Raw genomic sequence first — 24409 nt, forward strand, 5'->3', positions numbered from 1 at the left:
GACGACCTGCTCGTGCGGCTGCCCGGATCCCGGCAGCTGTACGAGATCCTCGTCGCGCCGCCGGGACCAGAGGTCGCGCTGGAGTCCGGGCATACCTGTGCCCCCGCCAACGCGAGGGTGGCGGGGTGCGGGGCGGGGTCATCTTCGGGGCGACGGGATCCGGGGCGGTCCCTGGCCTGGTCCGGGTGGGTCGAGTGCGGTGGTGCCGTCGCGGTCTCGGCGGTAGCGGTGGCCGTGGGGACTGGTCCACTCGAAGATCCCGGGCGCAGTCATCCGGTAGCGCCAGGGGGTGTGGGTCTTCAGTCGGTGGTGGAAGCGACACAGGGCTGCGAGGTTGTCGGTGTCGGTCGGGCCGGGCTGTGGTCGGCCTTCCGCGTCAGCGTGATGGTCGTGCTCGGTGACGTGGTCGACGTCGCACCCCCGGGCTGGGCGGGCGCACCACGGGAACGCGCAGGTGCGGTCGCGGAGAGCCACGAGGTCGCGGATGCGGTCCGGGATCGCGTAGCCCGGCGTGGCTTTGTCGGTGTTGAGGTCGATGACGGGCTTGACGGTGATCTTGGTGCGGGAGTCTGCGCACCACGACCTGAGCTGGTGGAGCAGGAGGAGGCGTTGGCCTTCCTCGAGCCGGCCGGTCGGTCCGAAGACCGTGGCGTCGCCAGCGACCGACGCGTCGAAGTGAGCGTGCAGGACCACTTCGCGGGCGGCGGGGAGGTCTGGTGGTCGACCACCGGCAGATTCACCGACTGCTCGACCATCGGCAGAGGTGTGGAGGTCGAGCGCGGTCTGGGTGCGGGCGAGGTCGCCGAGGGCCTTAGCGCGGCGTGCGTCGAGCGGCAGCTCGGACCCGAGGGCCTTGAGGGTGGCAGCACGGTGGGCGAGGCCTGGTGGAGGTCGAAGCCGTCGGCGAGGTCGACCTCCGCCTCGAGCCGCACGGTGCCGGCGAAGTGGACGTCCTGGTCGTGGATGGTCACGTGGCGCGGGTCGACGTGGAGGTAGCCGTCCTCCGGGTCAGCTGCCGGATCGGTGGTCGCGAGGTCGAATCTCTTGATGGTCTCGGCCACGAGCCGGTCGAGCTGCGCGGGACCGATCTTGCCCGGCGACGGCGGCGACCTGGCTGTCGACGAACGCGGCCGCCTCACAGGTGAGGACCGGGGACGAGTGGATGGTGACCTCGGCGACCGCCCTCGCACGCCAAGCCGGAACCCGCCCGGCGTGGACCTGTGCCCAGAGTCGTGGGAGGCGGTGGCGGAGCTCGAGGGCGTGGCCGATGAGCTTCTTCGCCGACACGCTGGTGATGCCCAGGACGGTGCCGAGCTCGGCGACGCAGAACTCCGCCACCAGCGGAGTGCCCGGGCCGGCGATGGGCTCCTCGTGCTCACATCCCGCGACGGTGAAGGTCGCGGCGGAGTGGATCGACTCGGGCGGGTGGAGGTCGGCCCAGCGGGCGGCGAGCTCCAGAACATCTGCCGCGGCCTGGTCCTCGGCGGCCTTGCGGGAGCGGATCGAGGCGAGCAGGGCTGCGGGGCCGAGGGCGTCTGCCCCGGCCTCTGCTCCCGCTTCCAGCGCCTCGATCATGCGTTCGATTGTAGGGGGGTGGTCCGACAGTCACCTCGAGCTGGCGACGCCCCGGGGAGGGTCTCGATACGCCTCGCTCGGCCACTCGACCACCGGTGGAGGAGGTGCCTCGCTCCGGCTACTCGACCCCCGAGGAAGAAGAGGCTCCTCAGCCCGCGCCCAGCTTGTCCCGGAAGAAGCCCAGGACCGCGTCCACCCCGGCCTGCTGCCGATGGATGGTGACGGTCGAGTGGCCCTTGCCCTCGAACTCCACACGGATGAACGCCTCGCCGAGCTCGGTGGTGAGCGTGTCGAAGCGTTTGCCGACGGCGGGGTCGGAGCGGAAGCGCAGGCCGAGGACCTGCTGGCCGGCGGCGCAGCGGCCCTTGACGATGTCGAGGTCCCCGGGCGACAGGTTGAGGTCGCGCGACCGGCCGGGCGTCACCGCGAAGGGCGTGCTCGGCTGGCAGAGCACGGGAGCCGTCACCGACGGGTCGACCATCATGGCGAGGGCGAAGCCGCCGGTGAAGCACATCCCGAGCGCTCCCACGCCCGGGCCGCCCACCTCGGCGTGCAGCTCCCGCGCCAGCGAGCGCAGCCAGCCGGCGACCGGGGTCGTCTCGCCGGTGCGCAGCGTGGTGAACTCCCGGCTCACGCACACCCGACCGAGTGCCTTCGCGGTGGTGGCCGCCGTCATCGGCGCGCCGTCGGCGCCGAAGAGGCTGGGCATCAGCACGGTGTGGCCTGCCGCCACGACCTCCTGGGCGAACGCCACCACCTCGGGGGTGATGCCGGGGATCTCGTGCACCACGATGACGCCCGGCCCGGCGCCCTTGCGCCAGACCGGGTGGGTGGTGGGGCGGCCTGCCACGTCGGCGGTGTGCTCGGTCCTGGTCCAGCTCGCGAGTGCGTCCACGACCAGGAATCTGCCAGCGTCGGCGCCGTGGCGGAAGGGGAGGTCCACCTCGATGGCTCCGGTGTCCCGTGGTCGGTCGATGGCCAGGGGCCGTCAGAACGTGTAGCCGAAGGCGTCGAGGTCTGCCGCGTAGACCTCGGCGACCTTCGCTCGCGTGGCGTCGGAGTAGTAGTCGCGGTAGCTGCCGTGCGGCGACTTGTTGCGGTGCGGGATCCGGGTCGGCTCGACGCCGAGGCGACGCTCGACCTCCTGGAGGTCCTCGGCGAACGACTCGGTCCGCCCGACGAAGTCGACCTCGCGGTCGGGCGCGCGCAGGTAGTCGACCTGCGGACGACCCACACGGGGCAGCTCGGTCGTCCCGCGCAGCACGAACTCCTCGAAGCCGGAGTACGCCGCCGCGGCGCGCCACATGTCGTTGCCGCGCATCTTCTCCGCGTCGGCCCCCTGCGGCCGTCCGCTCGACGGGCCCCACTCGCGGTCCCAGTCCTGGATCATCGACCACCACGAGACCATCCGTGCCCACGGGTTGCGCACGAACGCGAACGACCAGTAGTCGACCGTCTGCGGCTCCGCGCGCAGGATCCGCTCGTACGGTGCGTGCCGTCCCAGCGGCGGTCGGACGCCGGGCGCCTTGCTGCGCGCGTCGGGACAGGCGCGCTCGAAGGCGACGCCCACCGACACCCCGCCGGTCTTCGGCACGTGCACGAAGAGCGCACGTTTCGCGTCGGAGATCAGCACGGGCGCGAGGCTAGCCCACGCACCCGCGGCGGGCGCAGCCGTGCGCGCGCGAGATGATCGTCGGGTGATGACGTTCCTGGAGCTCGGGCCCGGCCGGGACTTCGTGCTGCTCGCGCTGCCGAAGACCGCGAGCACGACGCTGGAGCGCACGCTCGCGCCGTACGCCACCGAGGTCGTCAGCGCCCCGCCGGCGCGCAAGCACCTCCCGGCCCGGGGTTTCGTGCACACGCGGGCGGCCGCGCTCGCCGAGCAGGGGCATCCGCGGGAGTCGTACGAGCTGGTGACGATGTTCCGTGAGCCGATCGCGTGGCTGGAGTCGTGGTGGCGCTACCGCGCCCGCGACGACAGCCGGCAGTCGACGGCCGACATGCCCTTCGAGCAGTTCGCCCTCCACTACCTCGCCGGCGACGGCGACGCACCGATCCCCAGGGGACGCCCGGCGAAGTTCCTCCACGCGCAGGGCGCCGTCGCGGTCGACCGGGTCTTCAGCGTCGAGCGCCCCGATGTGTGGTCGGCGTGGTTCAGCGAGCGGATCGGCGCTCCGCTGGAGTTCGAGCGCCGCAACGCGTCGGGCGCGGTGAGGGGTGAGCTGTCCTTCGCCACTCGCGAGGCGCTCGCCGCGCACTTCGCCCCCGAGTACGACGTGTGGCGCCGCCTCGAGCCGACGGGGGAGTGGGCTGACGCGCGGGGGACCCGGCTGGAGAGCCCGGTTCAGTAGGTGTAGCCGAAGAGCTCGATGTCCTCGGCGTAGACCTCGGCGATCCGCTGACGGGTCTCGTCGGTGTAGTAGTCGTGGTAGGTCCCGTGCTTGGACTTGTTCTTGTGCACCGGCGTCGACGGCTCGAGCCCCAGATGCACCTGGACGCGCTGGAGGTCCTCGACGAAGTTCTCGGTGCGGCCGATGAAGTCGACCTCACGGTGGTGCTTGGGCGCACGGAGGTACGTGATCTGCGGCGTGCCGACCCGGGGCAGCTCCTCGGTGCCGCGCATCACGAACTCGTCGAAGCCGGAGTAGGCCGCGGCCGCGCGCCACATGTCGTTGCCGTCGCGCATCGAGCCGTGCCTGACGTCCTGCGGCTTGCCGCTGGCGGGGCCGTGGCGCCGGTCCCACGCCGAGATCATCGAGTACCACGACACCATCCGGGCCCACGGGTTCCGCACGAAGCCGAAGGTCCAGTAGTCCACGACCTGCGGCTCGTGCTTGATGATCTTGCCGAGCGTGGCGTGCCGGCCGATCGGCGTACGCGCCTTGCGGGCGTCCGGACAGGCTTCCTTCACCGTCTCCTCGACCGAGACGCCGCCGGTCTTGGGGACGTGGACGAAGAGCACCTGCCGGGAGTCGCTGATGAGCACGCGCCGAGGCTATCCCACCTGTGAGCCACGCCCGGAGGACGGTTCGACGCGAGGAGTTGGACCGTCGTCCGCCGCTGGACATGCCGACTGGTCCAGTCCAGGGACGTATCAATCCGGGGAACAATCGAAGGAATCGTCAAGAAGCCGCGTTCAATCCAAGGTTCATCGGACTAACCTCGTAGTGTCAACATAGTCATCGTGGGGATGACGTCACACTCACCGAACCCTGGGGGTTCAGCATGCCGCAGTACAACCGGCGCACCGTCGTTCGTGGGGCAGCCTGGAGCCTGCCGGTCGTGGCGGTCGCGTCCAACGCGCCGGCCTTCGCCGCATCCACCGATGCACCGTCCATCCCTGGGTCGTCGGCCTTCGTGGTCTGCAAGCTCCCGGGTGCCGGCCAGAATTGCCAGAGCTACCGCGCGACCCTGAACCTCACCGTCCAGCCCAGCGACACGTGGACCATCGACTTCACGACACTGCTCGTGGACAACGTGAACTTCCTGGCGAGCGTCGTGCCCCAGTCGTTCACCGTCAGTGCGACCTCCACGCAGATCGTCTTCACGTTCTGCACGGCCTCGAGCCCGAGCCAGTTCGACCTGACGCTGCGCTACCGGGCGACCAACAACCGCACCGGTGCCGTCACGTCGAATCTCGGCGGGACCTACGCCCTCTCCGGCGTCCGCAACTGCTGAGGCGCCAGCCTGATCCGGCTCAGGCCTCGAGCGGCCAGCCGCGCTGCGCCCAGCCACCGGTGCCACCGGCGACGTTGAAGGCGGGTACGCCCTGGGCCCGCAGGTGGTCGACCACCTGACGACTGCGGCCACCGGACTGGCAGATGACGAACACGGGCTGGTCCTGCGGCAGCTCCGCGACCCTGGTCGGCACGTCGTTCATCGGGATGTGCACCGCCCCGGGGACGCGCCCGCCGGCCACCTCGTCGGCCTCGCGCACGTCCACGACGTACGCCCCCTGGCTGTGCGCGGCGGCGAACTCGTCGAGGCCGATCTCGTCCTGGGGGCCGTTGGCGGCGGCCTCCTGCGCGGCCTGCACCTCCTGGCGTACGGCCTCCATGTCGAGCTCGCGGGCCTGCTCGATCACACCGGCGAGCGCCTGCGGCGGCAGCGCGCCGGCCTGGTTGAAGAGGAGGACGCCGTCGCGGAAGAGCATCAGGGTCGGGATGGAGGTGATCGCCGCCATCTGGGCCAGCTGCTGCTCGGCCTCGGTGTCGACCTTGCCGAAGACGATGTCGGGGTTGTCCTCGGACGCCTTCTCATAGACCGGGGCGAACTGCCGGCACGGTCCGCACCAGGCAGCCCAGAAGTCGACGAGGACGATGCCCTCGCCGCTCACGGTCTGCTCGAAGTCGGCCAGGGTCAGCTCACGGGTGCTCATGCCTCCAGCCTGCCACGCAAAGGCCGGGGACTCACGTCGCCGGCGCGGGGGTGGCAGGGGTCACCAGCCGCGGGCGCGCCACTCGGCCACCGACCCGCGCTCGGCGCCGAGCGTCGAGTCGTTGCCGTGGCCGGGGTAGAACCACGTGGCGTCGGGCAGTCGACCGAAGACCTTCTCCTCGAGGTCGTCCATCAACGACGTGAAGTCCTCGGGGCTGGTCGTCCGGCCGGGACCGCCCGGGAAGAGCGAGTCGCCGGTGAACAGATGCGGGTGCGCCGACACCGCCTCGTCGTCGAGGAGCAGCGCGATCGAGCCCGGTGTGTGCCCCGCGAGCGGGATCACGTGGAGGTCGCACGTGCCGACGGCGACCTTGTCACCGGCGCCGACACGTCGCTCCACGTCCACGCCCGTCTGCTCCTCGATCGCGTCCGCATCGGGCGTGCCGGCGACGACCGTGGCGCCCGGGTGGGCCGCCTTCACCGCGGCCAGTGCGCGGTGGTGGTCCCAGTGCTGGTGCGTGGTGACGATGGAGGTGAGCGGGCCCTCGCCGATCAGCTCGAGCAGCCGCTCCGGCTCTGCCGCTGCGTCGACGAGCACCCGCTCGCCGGTCTCGCGGCAGTGCAGGAGGTAGCAGTTGTTGGACATGTCGGGGTCGACCGCGACCTTGGTGACGGTCAGGCATCCGGCGCGGCGCACGTCGGGTGCGCCGCCGGGGGAGACCTCGCCCGTGTAGTCGTCCGTGCTCACCATGACTCCACCCTCGGCAGCGCGCCCGCTTCGCACGTGACGCCCTCGCCGGACCCACGACCGGTGAGCCACCACGCGAGCGCGGCGGCGCCGCCGATCACCAGGGGCTCGTCCGGGGCTCCGGGCCCGCGCTCGCCGTAGTGCCAGCTGCGGTCGAGATCGGTCGCGAGGACGGTGAACGGCGTCGGGTAGGGCCGCCTGGTCATCGACTCGAGCAGGAGCACCACGAAGTCCTCGCTCCAGTCCGCCGCCGTGTAGCCCGCGTCCAGGTCGGCGTGGTGGATCTCGACCTCGCGCACACGCATGAGGGGAATCGTCGCGACCGCGAAGTCGGGGCCGTCCGGGGCGCGCTCGAAGCGCCCGTCCCAGTCGTTGTCGTGCATCGCCCGCATCGCCTGCTCGAACTCCGTGGTCGAGGCCAGCAGGCGGTCCCGCAGGGCCTGTGCGGGTTGCGCCGCGAGGTGCTCGATGTCGGAGTCGCGGTGCTGCGCCGAGGCATACATCGGCTGGGGGGTGCCGACGTGCGCTCCGCGCAGCACGCCCGCCAGCGCCTCCGCGTTGAGGGCGAGGTGGGCGACGACGTGGGCGCGGGACCAGCCCGGCAGCAGCGACGGCTCGGCGTACGCCGCGTCGCCGAGGCCGTCGACGGTCCGGACGAGCGCCCGGTCGGCGTCCGTGATCAGGTCGGCGGCGCGGGCCGCGAAGTCGGTCACGGGTCCATCGTGCCACCTCCGCGGGCCCCACCCCCGTGGGTGGACGATCCGGCCGGTGTGGGTGCCGCGTGAGAAGGTGGAACGGTGCGTCGGCTTGACCGCGGGCGCCGTCGAGACGAACATGTGTTCGACTTCACCGATCTGCCCGCCACGAGGACCGACGAGGACATCCGTGACCGACCAGCTCATCATCCGGGGCGCTCGCGAGCACAACCTCAAGGACGTCTCGCTCGACCTGCCGCGCGACGCGCTCATCGTCTTCACGGGCCTGTCGGGGTCCGGCAAGTCCAGCCTCGCCTTCGACACGATCTTCGCCGAGGGCCAGCGCCGCTACGTCGAGTCCCTGTCCGCCTACGCGCGCCAGTTCCTCGGTCAGATGGACAAGCCCGACGTCGACTTCATCGAGGGCCTGAGCCCCGCGGTCAGCATCGACCAGAAGTCCACGTCGAAGAACCCGCGCTCGACGGTCGGCACCATCACCGAGGTCTACGACTACCTCCGCCTCCTCTATGCCCGCGCCGGCCGTGCCCACTGCCCCACGTGCGGTGCGCCGATCGAGCGCCAGACCCCGCAGCAGATCGTCGACCGCATCCTCGGCCTCGAGGAGGGGCGGCGCTTCCAGGTGCTCGCGCCGGTCATCAGGGGTCGCAAGGGCGAGTACGTCGAGCTGTTCCGCCAGCTCCAGCAGCAGGGCTTCAGCCGGGCCCGCGTGGACGGCGAGACGCACTCCCTCGACGAGCCGCCGACGCTCGACAAGAAGCTCAAGCACACGATCGAGGTCGTGGTCGACCGCCTCGCGGTCAAGGAGTCGTCGAAGCGCCGGCTGACCGACTCGGTCGAGACCGCGCTCGGGCTGGCCGGCGGACTCGTGGTCTTCGACTTCGTCGACCTCGACGCCAAGGACCCGGGCCGGGAGATGAAGTTCTCCGAGAAGATGGCGTGCCCCAACGACCACACCATCGACACCGACGACCTCGAGCCGCGCTCCTTCTCCTTCAACTCGCCCTTCGGTGCGTGCACGGTCTGCTCGGGCCTCGGCACCAAGATGGAGGTCGACCCCGAGCTCGTGGTCCCCGACACCGGCGCCACGCTCGGCGAGGGCGCCATCGCGCCGTGGAGCGGCGCCCACGTCGCCGACTACTTCCTCCGCCTGGTCAACGCGCTCGGCGAGGAGCTCGGCTTCGACCTCAACACCCCGTGGGACCAGCTGACCCCCAAGCAGCGCACGTCGCTGCTCGAGGGCCACTCCACCAAGGTCCACGTCGTCACCAAGAACCGCTACGGCCGTCAGCGGGCCTACTACGCCGCCTTCGAGGGCGTGCGCCCCTACGTCGAGCGCCGGCACCGCGAGGCCGAGTCCGACACGAGCCGCGAGCGCTTCGAGGGCTTCATGCGCGAGGTGCCGTGCCCGGCCTGCCAGGGCTCGCGCCTCAAGCCGGTCTCGGTGTCGGTCACCCTCGGCGCCCGAGACGAAGGCGGCAAGAACATCGCGGAGGTCTGCGCGCTGCCGATCAACGAGGCCGCCCACTACCTGCGCACCGTCGACCTGTCCGTGCGCGAGCGCCAGATCGGTGAGCGGGTGCTCAAGGAGATCCAGGAGCGCCTGCAGTTCCTCCTCGACGTCGGCCTCGACTACCTCTCCCTCGACCGGCCCAGCGGGTCGCTGTCGGGCGGCGAGGCGCAGCGGATCCGGCTCGCCACGCAGATCGGCGCAGGCCTCGTCGGTGTGCTCTACGTCCTCGACGAGCCGTCCATCGGCCTGCACCAGCGCGACAACAAGCGCCTCATCGAGACGCTGCTGCGGCTGAAGGACCTCGGCAACACCCTCATCGTCGTCGAGCACGACGAGGACACCGTGCGGGTCGCCGACTGGGTCGTCGACATCGGCCCCGGCGCCGGTGAGCACGGCGGCCAGGTCGTCCACTCGGGCTCGGTCGAGGACCTCCTCACGCACCCTGACTCCATGACCGGTCAGTACCTCTCCGGCCGTCGCGAGATCCCCGTCCCCGCCGTACGCCGTCCGCGCACCGTCGGTCGCGAGCTCACGGTCCACGGCGCCCGCGAGCACAACCTCCAGGACGTCGACGTCAGCTTCCCGCTGGGCGTCTTCACCGCCGTCACCGGCGTGTCCGGCTCGGGCAAGTCGACGCTGGTCAACGACATCCTCTACACCTCGTTGGCCAAGCAGATCTACAACGCCCGCACCGTCCCCGGTCGGCACACCAAGATCACCGGCCTCGAGCACGTCGACAAGGTGATCCACGTCGACCAGTCGCCGATCGGCCGCACCCCCCGGTCCAACCCGGCGACCTACACCGGGGTCTTCGACCACGTGCGCAAGCTCTTCGCCTCCACCCCGGAGGCCAAGATGCGCGGCTACCTCCAGGGCCGGTTCTCGTTCAACGTCAAGGGCGGGCGCTGTGAGGCGTGCTCGGGTGACGGCACGATCAAGATCGAGATGAACTTCCTGCCGGACGTCTACGTCCCGTGCGAGGTGTGCCACGGCGCGCGCTACAACCGCGAGACGCTCGAGGTGCACTACAAGGGCAAGACCATCGCCGAGGTCCTCGACATGCCGATCGAGGAGGCCGCGGACTTCTTCGCCGCGGTGCCGGCCATCGCGCGCCACATGAACACCCTGCAGGAGGTCGGCCTCGGCTACGTCCGCCTCGGTCAGCCTGCCACGACCCTGTCCGGCGGCGAGGCACAGCGCGTCAAGCTCGCCAGCGAGCTCCAGAAGCGCTCGACCGGACGCACCGTCTACGTCCTCGACGAGCCCACCACGGGCCTGCACTTCGAGGACATCCGCAAGCTGCTCCACGTCCTGTCCGGCCTGGTCGACAAGGGCAACACCGTCCTGGTGATCGAGCACAACCTCGACGTCATCAAGACCGCTGACTGGCTCATCGACATGGGTCCCGAGGGCGGCTCGCGCGGCGGCACGGTCGTCGCCGAGGGCACCCCGGAGGAGGTCGCGGTGGTCGAGGCGAGCCACACCGGCACGTTCCTGCGGCCGATCCTCGAGGGGCGCGGGGCCGCGCAGCCGGGCAGGCCGCGACGCGCGGCCGCGGCCACCTCGGCACCGGCCGGCAGGACGACGAAGAAGACGGCGGCGGCCAAGAAGCCCGCGAAGAAGGCGGCAGCCACGAGGACCGCGGCGAAGAAGGCCGCTCCCCGGAAGGCAGTGGCGAAGAAGTAGCCGTCACAGCATTCTCACAGGTGCGCTCGCTACTGTCTTTCGGCATGACCGCCATCAACAGACGTCGTGCCCTCGCCGGCTCCGCCGCCGTCGCCGTCGGTGTCCCGCTCCTCGCCGCCTGCGGTGACGACGCCGACACCTCAGCAGCCGACCCCGCCACCTCCTCCGGCTCGGATCCGTCGTCCCCGTCCGAGGACGGTGCGGCTGCGGGCGGCGTGGTGCTCGCCAGCGCTGGCGACGTACCCGTGGGTGGGGGCACCATCGTCGACGCCGAGAAGGTCGTGGTCACCCAGCCCACGGAAGGCGACTTCAAGGCCTTCTCGTCGATCTGCACCCATCAGGGTTGCCCGGTCACCGCCATCTCCGACGGTGCCATCAACTGCACGTGCCACGGGAGCAGGTTCTCCATCGAGGACGGATCCCCGCTCGCCGGCCCGGCCACCGCTGCCCTGGCTGCGGTGGAGATCACCGTCGACGGGGACTCCATCACCCGGGCCTGACCGGGCTGTCACCACTGTCGGGGGCCGCCCGTAGGGTTGACGGGTGGCCAACCCGAGCACCTATCGACCCGCGCCGGGGTCGATCCCGACCAAGCCGGGGGTCTACCGGTTCCGGGACGCCAAGGGTCGCGTGATCTACGTCGGCAAGGCCAAGAGCCTGCGCCCGCGCCTGTCGTCGTACTTCCAGGACATCGGCAACCTGCACCCCCGCACCGCGTCCATGGTGACGACCGGCGCCAGCGTCGAGTGGACGGTCGTCGACACCGAGGTCGAGGCGCTCCAGCTGGAGTACAGCTGGATCAAGGAGTTCGATCCGCGCTTCAACGTCAAGTACCGCGACGACAAGTCCTACCCCTGGCTGGCGGTGACCGTGGGTGAGGAGTTCCCGAGGGTGATGGTCGGCCGGGGTGCCAAGCGCAAGGGCACCCGCTACTTCGGCCCCTACAGCCACGCCTGGGCGATCCGCGAGACCGTCGACCTGCTGCTGCGCGTCTTCCCGATGCGGTCGTGCAGCAACGGCGTCTTCAAGCGGTCCGCCCAGATCGGGCGCCCGTGCCTCCTGGGCTACATCGACAAGTGCTCGGCCCCGTGCGTCGGCAGCGTGACGCCGGAGGAGCACCGGGAGATCGTCGACGACTTCTGCGACTTCATGGCCGGCAGCACGACCGCCTTCACCAAGCGCCTCGAGCGCGAGATGTACGCCGCCTCGGAGGCGCTCGACTTCGAGAAGGCCGCGCGGCTGCGTGACGACCTCGGCGCGCTGACCAAGGCGCTGGAGAAGCAGGCCGTGGTGCTGGGCGACGGCACCGACGCCGACGTGATCGCGTTGGCCGAGGACCCGCTCGAGGTGGCCGTGCAGATCTTCTACGTCCGTGGCGGTCGCATCCGCGGCCAGCGTGGGTGGGTGGCCGACCGCTCGGACGACAGCGACACCGCCGGCCTGGTGCAGGAGTTCCTGCTCCAGCTCTACGGCGGCGCCGACCCCGACGCCGGCGACACCATCCCGCGCGAGGTCCTGGTGCCGGCGCTGCCGCCGGACCACACGGTGATGGAGGAGCTGCTCAGCGAGCGGCGCGGCAGCCGGGTCGCGATCCGCGTGCCGCAGCGTGGCGACAAGCGCGACCTCCAGGAGACCGTCGCCAGCAACGCCGCGCAGGCACTCGCGCTCCACAAGACCAAGCGCGCCAGCGACCTCACCACGCGCAACCGCGCGCTCGAGGAGATCCAGCAGGCGCTCGCGCTCGACGAGGTGCCGCTGCGCATCGAGTGCTACGACGTGTCCAACCTCCAGGGCACCGAGGTCGTCGCCTCGATGGTCGTCTTCGAGGACGGGCTCTCGCGCAAGTCCGAGTACCGGCGCTTCGTGATCCGCGGCGTCGACGGCCAGAACGACGTGGCGTCGATGCACGAGGTCATCACCCGGCGTTTCAAGCGGCTCCTCGACGAGCAGGCGCGCGTTGAGCTCCAAGATGCTCCTCGAGCGGCGCCAACGGGCTCGGATGCTTCGCAGGCTCAGCAGCCCGACCCGCAGGCGCCCCTCCTCGTCGACCCGGAGACCGGGCGGCCGCGGAAGTTCGCCTACGCCCCCTCGCTGGTCGTCGTCGACGGCGGCCCGCCGCAGGTCGCGGCGGCGCAGCAGGCGCTCGCCGAGCTCGGCGTCAACGACATCCCCGTGTGCGGGCTCGCCAAGCGGCTCGAGGAGGTCTGGCTCCCGGGGGAGGAGGACCCCGTCATCATGGCCCGCACCAGCGAGGGCCTCTACCTCCTCCAGCGGATCCGCGACGAGGCCCACCGATTCGCCATCAACCACCACCGCGGCCGGCGCTCCAAGTCGATGGTCGAGAGCCTGCTCGACGACGTGCCGGGCCTCGGCGAGGTCCGGCGCAAGACGCTGCTCAAGCACTTCGGCTCGCTGAAGAAGCTGCGCGAGGCCGACCCCGATGCCATCGCACTCGTGCCCGGCATCGGTCCGCGGACCGCCAGCGCGATCAAGGAAGCGGTCGCGAAGGCCGACGCGACCCGCAAGACTGACCCCAGGGAGCCGGCGGTCAACACCGCCACCGGCGAGATCATCTCTGATGATGATTGAGCACTGCATCGAGGAGGACTGAATGGTCGAGGCGACTCCCGGCGAGCTGGTCATCGTCACCGGCATGACCGGGGCCGGCCGGAGCACGGCCGCCAAGGAGCTGGAGGACCTCGGCTACTTCGTGGTCGACAACCTGCCGCCGACGCTGGTGCGTGACGTCGTGCGCCTCGTCGACGACAGCCGCGGCATCGACCAGCCGATCGCCGTGGTCGTCGACGTGCGCTCGGGCTCCTTCTTCGACTCACTCCAGGCCAACCGTCACCAGCAGGTCACCGGCCGGCCGACGACGCTGCTGTTCCTCGAGGCGACCGACGAGGTGCTCGTACGCCGCCAGGAGGCCGCTCGCCGTCCGCACCCGATGCAGGGAAGCGGTCGCCTGCTCCACGGGCTGCAGCGCGAGCGGGAGGTCATGGCCGACATCCGCGGCGACGCCGACGTGCTCCTCGACACCTCCAACTTCAACGTCCACCAGCTCCAGGACCGCATCACCGAGCTCTTCGGCACCGCCGCGACGACCCGCCTGAAGGTGACCGTCATCAGCTTCGGCTTCAAGTACGGCATCCCCGTCGACGCCGACTGGGTCGCCGACATGCGCTTCCTGCCCAACCCGCACTGGGTGCCCGAGCTGCGCCCGCAGAACGGCCGGGACCCCGACGTGTCTGCCTACGTGCTGTCCCAGCCCGGTGCCGGGACCTTCCTCGACCAGTACCTCCCGGTCCTGCAGACCGTCGCCCAGGGCTACCTGACCGAGGGCAAGCGCTTCATGCAGGTCGCCGTCGGCTGCACCGGCGGCAAGCACCGCAGCGTGGCCATGACGGAGGCAATCGCCGGGCTGATGCGGCAGGCGGGCTACGACGTGCGCACCGCGCACCGCGACCTCGGCAGGGAGTGAGGTGGCGCGCGAGACCGCGCAGGCTGCGGTCGCCCTCGGTGGGGGCCACGGCCTGGCCGCCACGCTGTCGGCGCTGCGGCGGCTCAACGACGACCTCACCATCGACGACCTGACGGCCGTCGTGACGGTGGCCGACAACGGTGGGTCGTCGGGCCGCCTGCGGGGCGAGTTCGGCGTACTGCCTCCCGGAGACCTGCGCATGGCGCTCGCCGCGCTCTGCGGCGACGACGAGTGGGGCCGCACGTGGGCCGAGGTGGTGCAGCACCGCTTCGCGGGGCAGGGGGAGCTCAACGGCCACGTCGTCGGCAACCTCCTCATCGTGGGGCTGTGGGAGCTGATGGGCGGCGACCACGTGCGGGGCCTCGACTGGGTCGGTCGCCTGCTGGGCGCGCACGGACGCGTGCTGCCGATGGCCACCACGCCGATGGACATCACCGCGCGGGTGCGTGGCGCAGACCCGTCGGACCCGGGTGCCCTCACGGTCGTACGCGGCCAGGTGGAGGTCGCCACGACCGCCGGGCAGATCGAGTCGGTCGCCCTGGTGCCGGAGGACCCGCAGGCCTGCGCGGAGGCGGTCGAGGCCGTCCTGGCCGCCGAGTGGGTCGTGCTGGGCCCCGGCTCGTGGTTCAGCTCGGTGATCCCGCACCTGATGGTGCCGGGCCTGCGCCGGGCGCTGGCCGAGACGCCGGGGCGGCTGGTCGTCGTGCTCAACCTCGAGGCGCAGGCGGGCGAGACCACCGGTTTCGGGCCCGAGGAGCACCTCGCGGCGCTGTTCGAGCACGCCCCCGACCTCAACGTGCACGCCGTGCTGGTCGACGCCGGGTCGCTGGCGGGGGAGCGCGAGGCGCTCGAGAAGGCGGTCGCCGATCGGGGCGCCCGACTGGTCGTCGAGGACATCGCCGTACGCGGCGAGCCGCGCCACGACCCGGACCGCCTCGCGGCCGCCTTCCGACGCATCGTCGACGGGGCCTGACCGGGTCGGCCGGGCGGTCGAGGGTCGTTGACCAGCATGGCAGGATTCGGACCATGGCTATGACGGCACAGGTGAAGGCAGAGCTCGCCTCCACCCAGATCACCAAGACCTGCTGCCGCAAGGCCGAGGTCGCCTCGATGCTCCGCTTCGCAGGCGGCCTGCACATCGTGAGCGGCCGCATCGTCGTGGAGGCCGAGCTCGACACCGGTGCCGCCGCGCGGCGCCTGCGCAAGGACATCTCCGAGGTCTACGGCCATCCCTCCGACGTGGTCATGGTCCAGGGCAACGGCATCCGGAAGGGCTCGCGCTACATCGTGCGGGTGACCAAGGACGGTGAGGCCCTGGCACGCCAGACCGGCCTGCTCGACCAGCGCGGTCGTCCCGTACGCGGCCTGCCGCCCGCCGTCGTCAGCGGTGGCGGCTGCGACGCGGTCGCGGCGTGGCGCGGCGCCTTCCTCGCCCACGGCTCCCTGACCGAGCCCGGCCGCTCGTCGTCACTGGAGATCACCTGCCCCGGCCCGGAGGCCGCGCTCGCGATCGTCGGCGTCGCCCGTCGTCTCGGCATCTCCGCCAAGGCGCGCGAGGTGCGTGGTGTGGACCGGGTCGTGATCCGCGACGGCGACGCCATCGGTGCGCTGCTCACCCGCCTCGGCGCCCACGAGTCGCTCATGGCGTGGGAGGAGCGTCGGATGCGCCGCGAGGTCCGTGCCACCGCCAACCGCCTCGCGAACTTCGACGACGCCAACCTGCGCCGGTCCGCGCGGGCAGCCGTGGCCGCGGGCGCACGCGTCGAGCGCGCGCTGGAGATCCTCGGCGAGGAGGTCCCCGACCACCTGCGCCAGGCCGGGCACCTCCGCCTCGAGCACAAGCAGGCCTCGCTCGAGGAGCTCGGCCAGCTGCACGACCCGGTCCTGACCAAGGACGCGATCGCCGGGCGGATCCGCCGACTGCTCGCGATGGCGGACAAGCGCGCCGAGGAGCTCGGCATCCCCGACACGGAGGCGTCCCTGACGCCGGAGATGCTGGCCGAGGAAGGCTGAGGCGGGGGACTTTGGATCGATCCAAAGTTACCTGTCCGTACCGCGGTCGACCTCGCTCCGGTGCTCCGGCGTGACCCGATAGGGTCGGTGATGCTGGTCACCGAAGGCCAGAGCTGTCGACGGGGCCACCGAAGGCCCCGCACCTAGGAGGCATCCACCATGACCGTCCGCGTAGGCATCAACGGCTTCGGCCGCATCGGCCGCAACTTCTTCCGTGCCGTGCGCGCCTCGGGCGCTGACATCGAGATCGTCGGCGTCAACGACCTGACCGACAACGCGTCGCTGGCCCACCTGCTCAAGTTCGACTCGATCCTCGGGCGTCTCGACGCCGACGTGTCGAGCGACGACACCTCGATCATGGTCGGCGACCAGCGGATCGCCGTGTCCGCCGAGCGCGACCCGGCCAACCTGTCGTGGGGCGACCTGGGCGTCGACGTCGTCGTCGAGTCCACCGGCTTCTTCACCGACGCGACCAAGGCCAAGGCCCACGTCGAGGCCGGCGCGAAGAAGGTCATCATCTCCGCGCCCGCCTCCAACGAGGACATCACCATCGTGATGGGCGTCAACCACGAGCTCTACGACCCCTCGCAGCACACGGTCATCTCCAACGCGTCCTGCACCACCAACTGCCTGGCGCCGATGGCGAAGGCCCTGCACGACGGCCTGGGCATCAACAAGGGCCTGATGACCACCATCCACGCCTACACCGCCGACCAGAACCTCCAGGACAACATCCACAAGGACCCGCGTCGCGCCCGCGCCGCCGCGCTCAACATGGTGCCCACCTCGACCGGCGCTGCGAAGGCCATCGGCCTGGTGCTGCCCGAGCTCAAGGGCAAGCTCGACGGCTACGCCATGCGCGTCCCGGTCCCGACCGGCTCGGCCACCGACCTCACGTTCGAGGCCTCGCGCGAGACGTCGGTCGACGAGGTCAACGAGATCGTCAAGGCCGCCGCCGACGGCCGCTACCTGCGCTACTCGACCGACCCGATCGTCTCCACCGACATCGTCACCGACCCGGCGTCGTGCATCTTCGACGCGCCGCTGACCAAGGTCATCGGCAACCAGGTGAAGGTCCTGGGCTGGTACGACAACGAGTGGGGCTACTCCAACCGCCTCGCCGACCTCATCACCCACGTCGGCTCGAGCCTCTGAGCTCGATGTCGGACATCGCCTCGCTGGGGAACCTGTCGGGCAAGCGCGTGCTGGTCCGCTCGGACCTCAACGTGCCGCTCGACGGCACCACCATCACCGACGACGGCCGGATCCGCGCGAGCGTCCCGACCATCACGCAGCTGTCCGACGCGGGCGCCCGGGTGGTCGTCACCGCCCACCTGGGCCGCCCGGGCGGCTCGCCCGACCCGAGGTACTCCCTCGAGCCGGTCGCGCGCCGGCTCTCCGAGCTCCTGGGTCGCCCGGTCGTGTTCGCGTCCGACACCGTCGGCGCCAGCGCGTCGGAGGCGGTGGCCGGTCTCGAGGACGGCGGGATCGCCCTGCTGGAGAACGTCCGGTTCAACGACGGCGAGACGTCGAAGGACGACGCCGTCCGCGGCGCGTTCGCCGACCAGCTCGCGCAGCTGGCCGACGCCTTCGTCTCCGACGGCTTCGGTGTCGTGCACCGCAAGCAGGCCAGCGTGTACGACGTCGCGCTGCGGCTGCCGTCCGCCATGGGCGGACTGGTCGCGGCGGAGGTCGACGTGCTGCGACGGCTGACCGAGCACCCCGAGCGCCCCTACGTCGTCGTCCTCGGTGGCTCGAAGGTCTCGGACAAGCTCGGCGTCATCGACAACCTCATCGACAAGGCTGACAAGCTGCTCATCGGCGGCGGCATGGTCTTCACCTTCCTCAAGGCCCAGGGTCATGAGGTCGGCAAGAGCCTGCTCGAGGCAGACCAGCTCGACACCTGCACCCGCTACCTCGCCGAGGCCGCGGACCGTGGGGTGGAGATCCTGCTCCCGACCGACGTCGTGGTCGACACGGCGTTCCCGTCGGGCGACCGCGCCCCCGAGCCCCGGGTCGTGCCCGCCTCGGAGATCCCGTCGGACGCCCTCGGGCTCGACATCGGTCCCGACTCGGCGGCTGCCTTCGCAGCGGCGCTGAGCGACGCGCGTACGGTCTTCTGGAACGGGCCGATGGGCGTCTTCGAGGTCGAGGCGTTCGCCGACGGCACCCGTGCCGTCGCCGAGGCACTGACGAAGGTCGACGGCCTGTCCGTCGTCGGTGGTGGCGACTCCGCTGCCGCCGTACGACAGCTGGGCTTCGACGAGGCCGCCTTCGGCCACATCTCCACCGGCGGTGGCGCGTCGCTGGAGTTCCTGGAGGGCAAGGAGCTCCCGGGCATCGCCGTACTCGAGAGGGACTGAACCCGTGGCCAAGAACGACCGCACGCCGCTGATGGCGGGCAACTGGAAGATGAACCTCAACCACCAGGAAGCGGTGGTGCTGGTCCAGAAGCTCGCCTGGACGCTGTCGGACAAGCGCCACGACCACGGCAAGGTCGAGGTGGTCGTCGTGCCGCCGTTCACCGACATCCGGTCGGTGCAGACGCTGGTCGACGGCGACCGCCTCTCGATCCGCTACGGCGCGCAGGACGTGTCCGTGCACGACGAGGGCGCCTACACCGGCGAGATCTCCGCGGGCATGCTCAGCAAGCTGGGCTGCTCCTACGTCGTGGTCGGGCACTCCGAGCGGCGGATGTACCACAACGAGTCCGACGAGCTGGTCAACGCCAAGGCCCACAAGTCGCTCGCGGCCGGCATGACGCCGATCGTGTGCGTCGGCGAGGGGCTCGACGTGCGTCAGGCGGGCGAGCACGTGCCGTTCACGCTGACGCAGGTGGACGGCTCGCTCGACGGCTTCACCGCGGAGCAGGTCGCCGGTCTCGTGGTCGCCTACGAGCCCGTGTGGGCCATCGGGACCGGCGAGGTCGCCACCCCCGACGACGCGCAGGAGGTCTGTGCAGCCATCCGTGGGCGCGTGCGCGAGGTGCACGGCGACGCGGCCGCCGACGGCCTACGGATCCTCTACGGCGGGTCGGTCAAGGCCGCCAACGCCGGCGGGATCATGGAGAAGCAGGACGTCGACGGATGCCTCGTGGGCGGCGCCAGCCTGCAGGTCGACGAGTTCGGTGGCATCTGCCGTTTCTACGACATGCCCGTGCTGTGAGGGCGCTCACCGGTTCCGCGTGGACGTGACGTAGGCTGCCGCTCGTGATTCTGCTCTTCACCATCCTGCTCGTCATCACGAGCGCGATCATGATCCTGCTGGTGCTGCTCCACAAGGGCCGCGGTGGTGGCCTCTCCGACATGTTCGGTGGCGGCGTCTCCAGCAGCTTGGGGGGATCGTCGGTGGCCGAGCGCAACCTCGACCGCTTCACGGTCGGCGTCGGTGTCATCTGGTTTGCGTGCATCATCGCCCTCGGTCTGCTCAAGGCCTACGCGGGCAACTAATCCCCCTCAGCTTTCTTTCGAAGGAGTCGTCGTGGCTGGTGCTGGAAATGCGATCCGCGGTAGTCGAATCGGTGCCGGTCCGATGGGCGAGGCGGAGCGCGGCGAAGCCGCTCCCCGCCAGACGGTCACCTACTTCTGCAGCCACGACCACCGGTCGGTGGTGACGTTCTCGATCGAGGCCACCGCGCCCGACTCGTGGGACTGCCCCAAGTGCGGCCTGCCCGCGAGCCTGGACTCGGAGAACCCGCCCCCGGCGCCGAAGACCGAGCCCTACAAGACGCACCTGGCCTACGTGAAGGAGCGTCGCAGCGAGACCGAGGCGGCCGACATCCTCGACGAGGCTGTCGCCCTGCTGCGCAGCCGTCGCAAGGCCGGCGAGATCATCTTCTGACCGACCGGGCGCTTCCTCGCGCTGAGACTCGCTGACCAGGCGCTTCCTCGCGCTGAGACTCGCTGACCGGGCGCTTCGTTGCGCCGAGGCCCGTCGACCGGGCACTTCGTTGCGCAGATGCTTGCGCCTGTGGATGACCGCTGCACCTGTTGTCGGATCCGGGCAGGGTCATCGCCATGCCGCAGCTGCCCGCCTGGTGTCGTGATGTCGCGTTCCTCGACGGATCGGCGCCGATCCCGATCGATCGCCCGTTCACTGCCGTCGAGGCCGATGTCGCCGGTGTGGCGGCCAGCCTGCGCCGCAGGCTCGTTGCGGGCGGGCTGCTCCGGCCGCTGCTCCGCGGGGTCTTCGTGGCATCCCACGTCCCCGACTCGCTGCGACTGCGGGTGGCGGCCGTCGAGCTGGTGCTCCCTCCGCACGTCGTGGTCGTCGACCGCACAGCGGCGTGGGTGCACGGTGTCGACGCGCTGCCACGGAGCGCGATCCACGAGATGCCGTCCCTCGACCTGTTCAGCCTCGCCGGAAGTCGCATGCGCCGAGCTGGCGTCAGGAGCGGAGTCCGTGAGCTGCTTCCACGCGACGTGGAGGAGGTCGAAGGAGTTCTCATCACCTCCCCGCTGCGTACCACGTGCGACCTCGGGCGGCTGCTGTGGAGGTACGACGCACTGGCCGCCATCGACGGCTTCCTCCGCCTCGGCGTGGACCAGCGCCAGCTCCTCACTGAGGTCGACCGGTTCAAGGGGCACCGCGGCGTCGTACAGCTGCGCCATCTCGCGCCGTTGGGCGACACCGGCGCGGAGTCGCCACCCGAGAGCGCGCTCCGGCTGCACTGGCACGAGTCAGGCATCCCCGTTCCGCCCGAGACGCAGATCTGGGAGTACGCCGATGACGGGACGCCACGGTTCCGGATCGACGTGGGAAGTCGTGAGGTGCGCTACGGCGCGGAGTACTTCGGCGAGCAGTTCCACGACGACGACGCGGGGAAGCACGACGACGAACGACTGTCGTGGTTGAGGACACGGCGCGCCTGGATGATGGACGTGTTCGTCAGGGAGGACTGCTACGGCAACGAGCTCGGCGCCGGTGACCGACTCCGGGCCGGCTTCGAGTCGGCGCGGGCGACGTACGCCTCACGCAGCGTGACCATCATCGACCTCGCGCGCATGTGATGCGCAATGAAGTGCCCGGTCAGTCGCGCACAGCGCGAGGAACCGCCCGGTCGGCGGGGTTCAGCGCAAGAAACTGCCCGGTCAGGAGAGAGCGGAGGCGGCATCCTCGTCGAGCCACCACACGGTCTCCTCGCCGCGTACGCCGCGAGCGGGTGTCTCCTCGACCGACCCGTCCTCGGCGAGGGCGCGGGCGACGGCCTCGGCCTTGCCCTCACCGCTGGCGATGAACCACACCGCTCGGGAGCGCCCCAACGTCTCGAAGGTCAAGGTCACGCGGTCCGACGGCGGCTTGGGGGAGTCGTGCACCGCGACGGCGATCGCGTCGCGCGCGCTGAGGACGGGGTGCCCGGGGAAGAGCGAGGCGCAGTGCCCGTCCGGCCCGATCCCGAGCATCAGCACCTCGAAGGCACTGTCGCCGTGCTCGCGCAGGTCGGCACTGTAGGCGGCGGCTGCGTCCTCGGCGGTGGCGACCGCGTCGCTGGCCGGCACCTCGTGGACGTTGGCCGGGTCGACGGCGACGTGGTCGAGCAACGCCTCGCGGGCCTGGCGCGCGTTGCGGTCGGGGGAGTCCGCAGGCACGAACCGCTCGTCACCCCACCAGAAGACCACGCGCGACCAGTCGAGCGAGGAGTCGGCCGCCCGCCGCGCGAGCTCGCGGTGCAGCGCCTCGGCGATGCTGCCACCGGTGAGCCCGACCTGCGGCACCTCACCACGCGCCTGGGCGGCCTCGAGCCGGTCGAGCAGGGCGGAGGCGATGTCGCCGACCAGGAGGTCGGCGTCGTCGTGGCGGCGGATCTCGGGGGCGCTCACGTCGTGCTCCTCAGCTTGACGAGGCGTGCCGCGACATGGGCGTACACGTCGTCCTCGTCGAGTCGGCGCAGCTCCTCAGACAGCAGCGCCGGGACCTCGCGCCGCTTCAGCGCGACGGGCCGGTCGGGCCGGTGGGGCGAGGAGAACGTGGCCAGTCGGCCGTCGGCACGCGAGATGCGGATCGCGCCTTCCTTGGTGTCCATGCTGACCTCCGTGATCCCTGGCCCGTCGGAGTTGGCGCGCGTGACCTCGACCTTGAGCCGATCGGTGAGCCACGCCACGAGCAGGTCGGCGCTCGGGCTGACCCGCTCCGCGGTCACCTGTGCGCCGGTGACCTTGAGGGGGTGCTGGTCGAGTGCTGCTGCGAGCAGGGCGCGCCACGGTGTCAGCCGGGTCCAGCTGAGGTCGGTGTTGCCGGGCGAGTAGTGCTGGCACTGGGCGAGCATCGCGGTCGCCTTGCCGCGCGAGACCGCGGCCGAGTCGGTGATCCGGCGCTGGGCCAGCGCGCCGAGCGGGTCTGATGCCGGGTCGGCAGGTGCCGAGGTGGGCCACCAGATGGCGACGGGGGAGTCGGGCAGGAGCAGGGGCAGCACCACTGACTCAGCGTGCTTGACCACCTCGCCCTTGAGTCGGATGAGCGCGGTCTCGCCGCCCCACCCGTCACCGCTGCCGACCTGCGCGTTGACCACGGCGGAGCCGCGGGCGTCGCCCAGGATCACGCCGAGCACGCGTGAGGGGTGCTCGCGCGAGGCCCGCTTGGCGGCCCGCATCGCCTCGGCGGCGTCGTCCTCGGGCGTCACGATGATCAGCGTCATCACCATGCCCATCGCGGGGCTGCCGGCGCGGGTGCGGGCGCGGACGAACTCCGCGGCGATCTTCGCCGAGTTGGTGTCGGTCAGCTCGATCATTACGGCCTCCTCCAGGTGCGGCCGTCGCGGGCCAGCATCTTGTCTGCGGACGGCGGACCCCAGGTGCCGGAGTCGTACGCGTCGGGTCGGCCCTTCTTCGCCCAGTGATCGATGACCGGGTCGAGGAGCCTCCACGACAGCTCGACCTCCTCGTGGCGCGGGAAGAGCGGCGGGTCGCCGAGCAGGACGTCGAGGATGAGGCGCTCGTAGGCCTCGGCGCTCGCCTCGGTGAAGGAGCCACCGTAGGCGAAGTCCATGTTGACGTCGCGGATCTCCATCGCGGTGCCCGGCACCTTCGAGCCGAAGCGCATCGTCATGCCCTCGTCGGGCTGGACCCGGATGACGAGGGCGTTCTGGGTGAGGTCCTCGGTCGCGGTCTGCGAGAACGGCAGGTGCGGCGCCTTCTTGAACACCACAGCGACCTCGGTGACGCGTCGACCCAGGCGCTTGCCGGTGCGGAGGTAGAACGGCACGCCGGCCCAGCGCCGGGTCTCGACGTGGACGGTGATCGCGGCGAAGGTCTCGGTCGTCGAGGTCTTCTCGATGCCCTCCTCGTCGAGGAAGCCGGTCACCTTCTCCCCGCCGGCCCAGCCGGGGGCGTACTGGCCGCGCGCGGTGGTCGTGTCGAGCCGCGGGGGCAGCTGGGCGGAGGCGAGCACCTTGAGCTTCTCGATGCGCAGGCTCTCGGCGTCGAAGGCGATCGGCTCCTCCATGGCGACCAGCGCCATCAGCTGGAGGAGGTGGTTCTGGATGACGTCGCGGGCGGCGCCGATCCCGTCGTAGTAGCCGGCGCGGCCGCCGATGCCGATGTCCTCGGCCATCGTGATCTGCACGTGGTCGACGTAGTTGGCGTTCCAGATCGGCTCGAACATGTTGTTCGCGAAGCGCATCGCGAGGATGTTCTGCACCGTCTCCTTGCCGAGGTAGTGGTCGATGCGGAAGATCGAGCCCGACGGGAAGACGTCGGCGAGGACGTCGTTGAGCTCACGCGCCGACTCGAGGTCGTGGCCGAAGGGCTTCTCCACGACCACGCGGCGCCACTGGTCCCCGGCGCGGTCGGCGAGGCCGTGCTTCTTGAGCTGGCCCACGACCGTGCCGAAGAACGACGGCGGGATCGCGAGGTAGAAGGCCATGTTGCCGCCGGTGCCTCGGAGCTGGTCGAGCTCCTCGACGGTGCGGCGCAGCTGCTCGAAGGCGTCGTCGTCGTCGAAGTTGCCCGGCACGAAGCGGAAGCCCTCGGAGAGCTGGTTCCAGACCTCCTCGCGGAACGGCGTACGGGCGTGCTCCTTGACCGCGTCGTGCACGATCTGCGCGAAGTCCTGGTCGGCCCAGTCGCGGCGCGCGAAGCCGACGAGGCTGAAGCCCGGAGGCAGCAGGCCGCGGTTGGCGAGGTCGTAGATGGCCGGCATGACCTTCTTGCGCGACAGGTCGCCGGTGACGCCGAACAGCACCATCCCGCAGGGGCCGGCGATGCGGGGGAGCCGGCGGTCCTGCGGGTCGCGCAGCGGGTTCACGTGCGTCATGCGGGGTCCCCAGGTCGTTGTTCGGAGGAGCGGAGCGGGGGAGAAGAACGTCG

Annotated in this window: 26 protein-coding genes; 15 read left to right on the forward strand and 11 right to left on the reverse strand. The window is 70.9% G+C overall.

The window, feature by feature from the left end:
* Nucleotides 1-138: 138 nt before the first annotated feature.
* The gene (locus K4G59_RS14305; protein WP_231251743.1) at nucleotides 139-693 is read right to left on the reverse strand and encodes an HNH endonuclease signature motif containing protein; all 555 of its coding nucleotides are present in this window, start codon (nucleotides 691-693) and stop codon (nucleotides 139-141) included.
* Between K4G59_RS14305 and K4G59_RS14310 the strand changes: the two genes are divergently transcribed.
* Nucleotides 676-996, forward strand: a complete 321-nt coding sequence (locus K4G59_RS14310; protein ID WP_231251744.1) for a hypothetical protein — start codon at nucleotides 676-678, stop codon at nucleotides 994-996. The genes K4G59_RS14305 and K4G59_RS14310 overlap by 18 nt on opposite strands.
* 12 nt (nucleotides 997-1008) lie before the next feature.
* Here the strand turns inward: K4G59_RS14310 and K4G59_RS14315 are convergent, their stop codons facing one another.
* From K4G59_RS14315 to K4G59_RS14325, 3 genes are all read right to left on the reverse strand, one after another.
* The gene (locus tag K4G59_RS14315) at nucleotides 1009-1575 is read right to left on the reverse strand and encodes a hypothetical protein (protein WP_231251745.1); all 567 of its coding nucleotides are present in this window, start codon (nucleotides 1573-1575) and stop codon (nucleotides 1009-1011) included.
* A 148-nt stretch (nucleotides 1576-1723) separates the two neighbouring features.
* Nucleotides 1724-2470 (reverse strand): dienelactone hydrolase family protein, encoded by a 747-nt coding sequence (locus K4G59_RS14320; RefSeq protein ID WP_231251746.1) that lies wholly within the window; start codon nucleotides 2468-2470, stop codon nucleotides 1724-1726.
* A gap of 93 nt (nucleotides 2471-2563) precedes the next feature.
* A complete protein-coding gene (locus K4G59_RS14325; protein WP_231251747.1) occupies nucleotides 2564-3208 on the reverse strand; it encodes a sulfotransferase family 2 domain-containing protein in 645 nt (214 codons plus the stop codon).
* 64 nt (nucleotides 3209-3272) lie between these two features.
* On the opposite strand from K4G59_RS14325, the gene K4G59_RS14330 reads away from it, so the two are divergent.
* Nucleotides 3273-3926 (forward strand): hypothetical protein, encoded by a 654-nt coding sequence (locus K4G59_RS14330; RefSeq protein WP_231251748.1) that lies wholly within the window; start codon nucleotides 3273-3275, stop codon nucleotides 3924-3926.
* On the opposite strand, the gene K4G59_RS14335 is transcribed toward K4G59_RS14330, so the two are convergent.
* Entirely contained in the window at nucleotides 3920-4561 is a 642-nt protein-coding gene (locus K4G59_RS14335; protein WP_231251749.1) for a sulfotransferase family 2 domain-containing protein, read from the reverse strand. The genes K4G59_RS14330 and K4G59_RS14335 overlap by 7 nt on opposite strands.
* 239 nt (nucleotides 4562-4800) lie before the next feature.
* Here K4G59_RS14335 and K4G59_RS14340 point away from each other — a divergent pair, with 239 nt between their 5' ends.
* A complete protein-coding gene (locus K4G59_RS14340; protein WP_231251750.1) occupies nucleotides 4801-5253 on the forward strand; it encodes a hypothetical protein in 453 nt (150 codons plus the stop codon).
* A gap of 19 nt (nucleotides 5254-5272) precedes the next feature.
* Here K4G59_RS14340 and trxA read toward each other — a convergent pair whose 3' ends face one another.
* Genes trxA through K4G59_RS14360 form a run of 3 tightly spaced genes read right to left on the reverse strand, consistent with a single transcriptional unit; the run spans nucleotide 5273 to nucleotide 7413 of the window.
* Nucleotides 5273-5953 (reverse strand): thioredoxin, encoded by a 681-nt coding sequence (gene trxA / locus K4G59_RS20540; protein WP_308189400.1) that lies wholly within the window; start codon nucleotides 5951-5953, stop codon nucleotides 5273-5275.
* 60 nt (nucleotides 5954-6013) lie between these two features.
* On the reverse strand, nucleotides 6014-6703 hold the full coding sequence (locus K4G59_RS14355) for an MBL fold metallo-hydrolase (protein WP_231251751.1): 690 nt from the start codon (nucleotides 6701-6703) through the stop codon (nucleotides 6014-6016).
* A complete protein-coding gene (locus K4G59_RS14360; RefSeq protein WP_231251752.1) occupies nucleotides 6697-7413 on the reverse strand; it encodes a maleylpyruvate isomerase family mycothiol-dependent enzyme in 717 nt (238 codons plus the stop codon). The genes K4G59_RS14355 and K4G59_RS14360 overlap by 7 nt, the downstream gene beginning before the upstream one ends.
* A gap of 172 nt (nucleotides 7414-7585) precedes the next feature.
* Here K4G59_RS14360 and uvrA point away from each other — a divergent pair, with 172 nt between their 5' ends.
* The 12 genes from uvrA to K4G59_RS14420 all read left to right on the forward strand — a co-directional run bounded on the left by uvrA (nucleotide 7586) and on the right by K4G59_RS14420 (nucleotide 21115).
* Complete coding sequence (gene uvrA, locus K4G59_RS14365) at nucleotides 7586-10612, forward strand: excinuclease ABC subunit UvrA (RefSeq protein WP_231251753.1); 3027 nt, start codon at nucleotides 7586-7588, stop codon at nucleotides 10610-10612.
* Between the two features lie 44 nt (nucleotides 10613-10656).
* Nucleotides 10657-11112 (forward strand): Rieske (2Fe-2S) protein, encoded by a 456-nt coding sequence (locus K4G59_RS14370; RefSeq protein WP_231251754.1) that lies wholly within the window; start codon nucleotides 10657-10659, stop codon nucleotides 11110-11112.
* Nucleotides 11113-11155: 43 nt separating this feature from the next.
* Nucleotides 11156-13201, forward strand: coding sequence for an excinuclease ABC subunit UvrC (uvrC, locus tag K4G59_RS14375; protein ID WP_231251755.1), 2046 nt, complete (start codon nucleotides 11156-11158; stop codon nucleotides 13199-13201).
* Between the two features lie 22 nt (nucleotides 13202-13223).
* Nucleotides 13224-14093 (forward strand): RNase adapter RapZ, encoded by an 870-nt coding sequence (rapZ, locus tag K4G59_RS14380; protein WP_231251756.1) that lies wholly within the window; start codon nucleotides 13224-13226, stop codon nucleotides 14091-14093.
* Between the two features lies 1 nt (nucleotide 14094).
* A complete protein-coding gene (locus tag K4G59_RS14385; protein ID WP_231251757.1) occupies nucleotides 14095-15066 on the forward strand; it encodes a gluconeogenesis factor YvcK family protein in 972 nt (323 codons plus the stop codon).
* A 53-nt stretch (nucleotides 15067-15119) separates the two neighbouring features.
* Nucleotides 15120-16106 (forward strand): DNA-binding protein WhiA, encoded by a 987-nt coding sequence (gene whiA / locus K4G59_RS14390; protein WP_231251758.1) that lies wholly within the window; start codon nucleotides 15120-15122, stop codon nucleotides 16104-16106.
* Between the two features lie 159 nt (nucleotides 16107-16265).
* Nucleotides 16266-17261, forward strand: a complete 996-nt coding sequence (gene gap / locus K4G59_RS14395) for a type I glyceraldehyde-3-phosphate dehydrogenase (RefSeq protein ID WP_231251759.1) — start codon at nucleotides 16266-16268, stop codon at nucleotides 17259-17261.
* Between the two features lie 5 nt (nucleotides 17262-17266).
* Nucleotides 17267-18469 (forward strand): phosphoglycerate kinase, encoded by a 1203-nt coding sequence (locus tag K4G59_RS14400; RefSeq protein WP_231251760.1) that lies wholly within the window; start codon nucleotides 17267-17269, stop codon nucleotides 18467-18469.
* A gap of 31 nt (nucleotides 18470-18500) precedes the next feature.
* A complete protein-coding gene (gene tpiA, locus K4G59_RS14405; RefSeq protein WP_231251868.1) occupies nucleotides 18501-19271 on the forward strand; it encodes a triose-phosphate isomerase in 771 nt (256 codons plus the stop codon).
* A 44-nt stretch (nucleotides 19272-19315) separates the two neighbouring features.
* Nucleotides 19316-19555, forward strand: a complete 240-nt coding sequence (gene secG, locus K4G59_RS14410) for a preprotein translocase subunit SecG (protein ID WP_207081657.1) — start codon at nucleotides 19316-19318, stop codon at nucleotides 19553-19555.
* Between the two features lie 31 nt (nucleotides 19556-19586).
* Nucleotides 19587-19946, forward strand: coding sequence for an RNA polymerase-binding protein RbpA (locus K4G59_RS14415; RefSeq protein WP_308189401.1), 360 nt, complete (start codon nucleotides 19587-19589; stop codon nucleotides 19944-19946).
* 176 nt (nucleotides 19947-20122) lie between these two features.
* The gene (locus tag K4G59_RS14420) at nucleotides 20123-21115 is read left to right on the forward strand and encodes a type IV toxin-antitoxin system AbiEi family antitoxin (protein WP_231251762.1); all 993 of its coding nucleotides are present in this window, start codon (nucleotides 20123-20125) and stop codon (nucleotides 21113-21115) included.
* 81 nt (nucleotides 21116-21196) lie between these two features.
* Here K4G59_RS14420 and pgl read toward each other — a convergent pair whose 3' ends face one another.
* Genes pgl through zwf form a run of 3 tightly spaced genes read right to left on the reverse strand, consistent with a single transcriptional unit; the run spans nucleotide 21197 to nucleotide 24356 of the window.
* Nucleotides 21197-21925 carry a 6-phosphogluconolactonase gene (gene pgl / locus K4G59_RS14425; RefSeq protein WP_231251763.1) on the reverse strand — a complete coding sequence of 243 codons (729 nt, stop codon included), beginning with the start codon at nucleotides 21923-21925 and terminating at the stop codon, nucleotides 21197-21199.
* Nucleotides 21922-22833 carry a glucose-6-phosphate dehydrogenase assembly protein OpcA gene (locus K4G59_RS14430; RefSeq protein WP_231251764.1) on the reverse strand — a complete coding sequence of 304 codons (912 nt, stop codon included), beginning with the start codon at nucleotides 22831-22833 and terminating at the stop codon, nucleotides 21922-21924. Before K4G59_RS14430 ends, pgl begins: the two co-directional genes overlap by 4 nt.
* The gene (gene zwf / locus K4G59_RS14435; protein WP_231251765.1) at nucleotides 22833-24356 is read right to left on the reverse strand and encodes a glucose-6-phosphate dehydrogenase; all 1524 of its coding nucleotides are present in this window, start codon (nucleotides 24354-24356) and stop codon (nucleotides 22833-22835) included. Before zwf ends, K4G59_RS14430 begins: the two co-directional genes overlap by 1 nt.
* Between the last annotated feature and the right edge of the window lie 53 nt (nucleotides 24357-24409).

The organism is Nocardioides furvisabuli, from assembly GCF_021083185.1.
GTDB lineage: Bacteria > Actinomycetota > Actinomycetes > Propionibacteriales > Nocardioidaceae > Nocardioides > Nocardioides furvisabuli.

What these genes read in the sequence shown, in the direction of transcription:
- K4G59_RS14355 (WP_231251751.1), bottom strand. Translation starts at nt 6,703, where the DNA reads ATGGTGAGCACGGACGACTACACGGGCGAGGTCTCCCCCGGCGGCGCA.
- zwf (WP_231251765.1), bottom strand. Translation starts at nt 24,356, where the DNA reads ATGACGCACGTGAACCCGCTGCGCGACCCGCAGGACCGCCGGCTCCCC.
- tpiA (WP_231251868.1), top strand. Translation starts at nt 18,501, where the DNA reads ATGGCGGGCAACTGGAAGATGAACCTCAACCACCAGGAAGCGGTGGTG.
- whiA (WP_231251758.1), top strand. Translation starts at nt 15,120, where the DNA reads ATGGCTATGACGGCACAGGTGAAGGCAGAGCTCGCCTCCACCCAGATC.
- K4G59_RS14340 (WP_231251750.1), top strand. Translation starts at nt 4,801, where the DNA reads ATGCCGCAGTACAACCGGCGCACCGTCGTTCGTGGGGCAGCCTGGAGC.
- K4G59_RS14430 (WP_231251764.1), bottom strand. Translation starts at nt 22,833, where the DNA reads ATGATCGAGCTGACCGACACCAACTCGGCGAAGATCGCCGCGGAGTTC.
- gap (WP_231251759.1), top strand. Translation starts at nt 16,266, where the DNA reads ATGACCGTCCGCGTAGGCATCAACGGCTTCGGCCGCATCGGCCGCAAC.
- K4G59_RS14370 (WP_231251754.1), top strand. Translation starts at nt 10,657, where the DNA reads ATGACCGCCATCAACAGACGTCGTGCCCTCGCCGGCTCCGCCGCCGTC.
- K4G59_RS14400 (WP_231251760.1), top strand. Translation starts at nt 17,267, where the DNA reads ATGTCGGACATCGCCTCGCTGGGGAACCTGTCGGGCAAGCGCGTGCTG.
- trxA (WP_308189400.1), bottom strand. Translation starts at nt 5,953, where the DNA reads ATGAGCACCCGTGAGCTGACCCTGGCCGACTTCGAGCAGACCGTGAGC.
- K4G59_RS14315 (WP_231251745.1), bottom strand. Translation starts at nt 1,575, where the DNA reads ATGATCGAGGCGCTGGAAGCGGGAGCAGAGGCCGGGGCAGACGCCCTC.
- K4G59_RS14420 (WP_231251762.1), top strand. Translation starts at nt 20,123, where the DNA reads ATGCCGCAGCTGCCCGCCTGGTGTCGTGATGTCGCGTTCCTCGACGGA.
- rapZ (WP_231251756.1), top strand. Translation starts at nt 13,224, where the DNA reads ATGGTCGAGGCGACTCCCGGCGAGCTGGTCATCGTCACCGGCATGACC.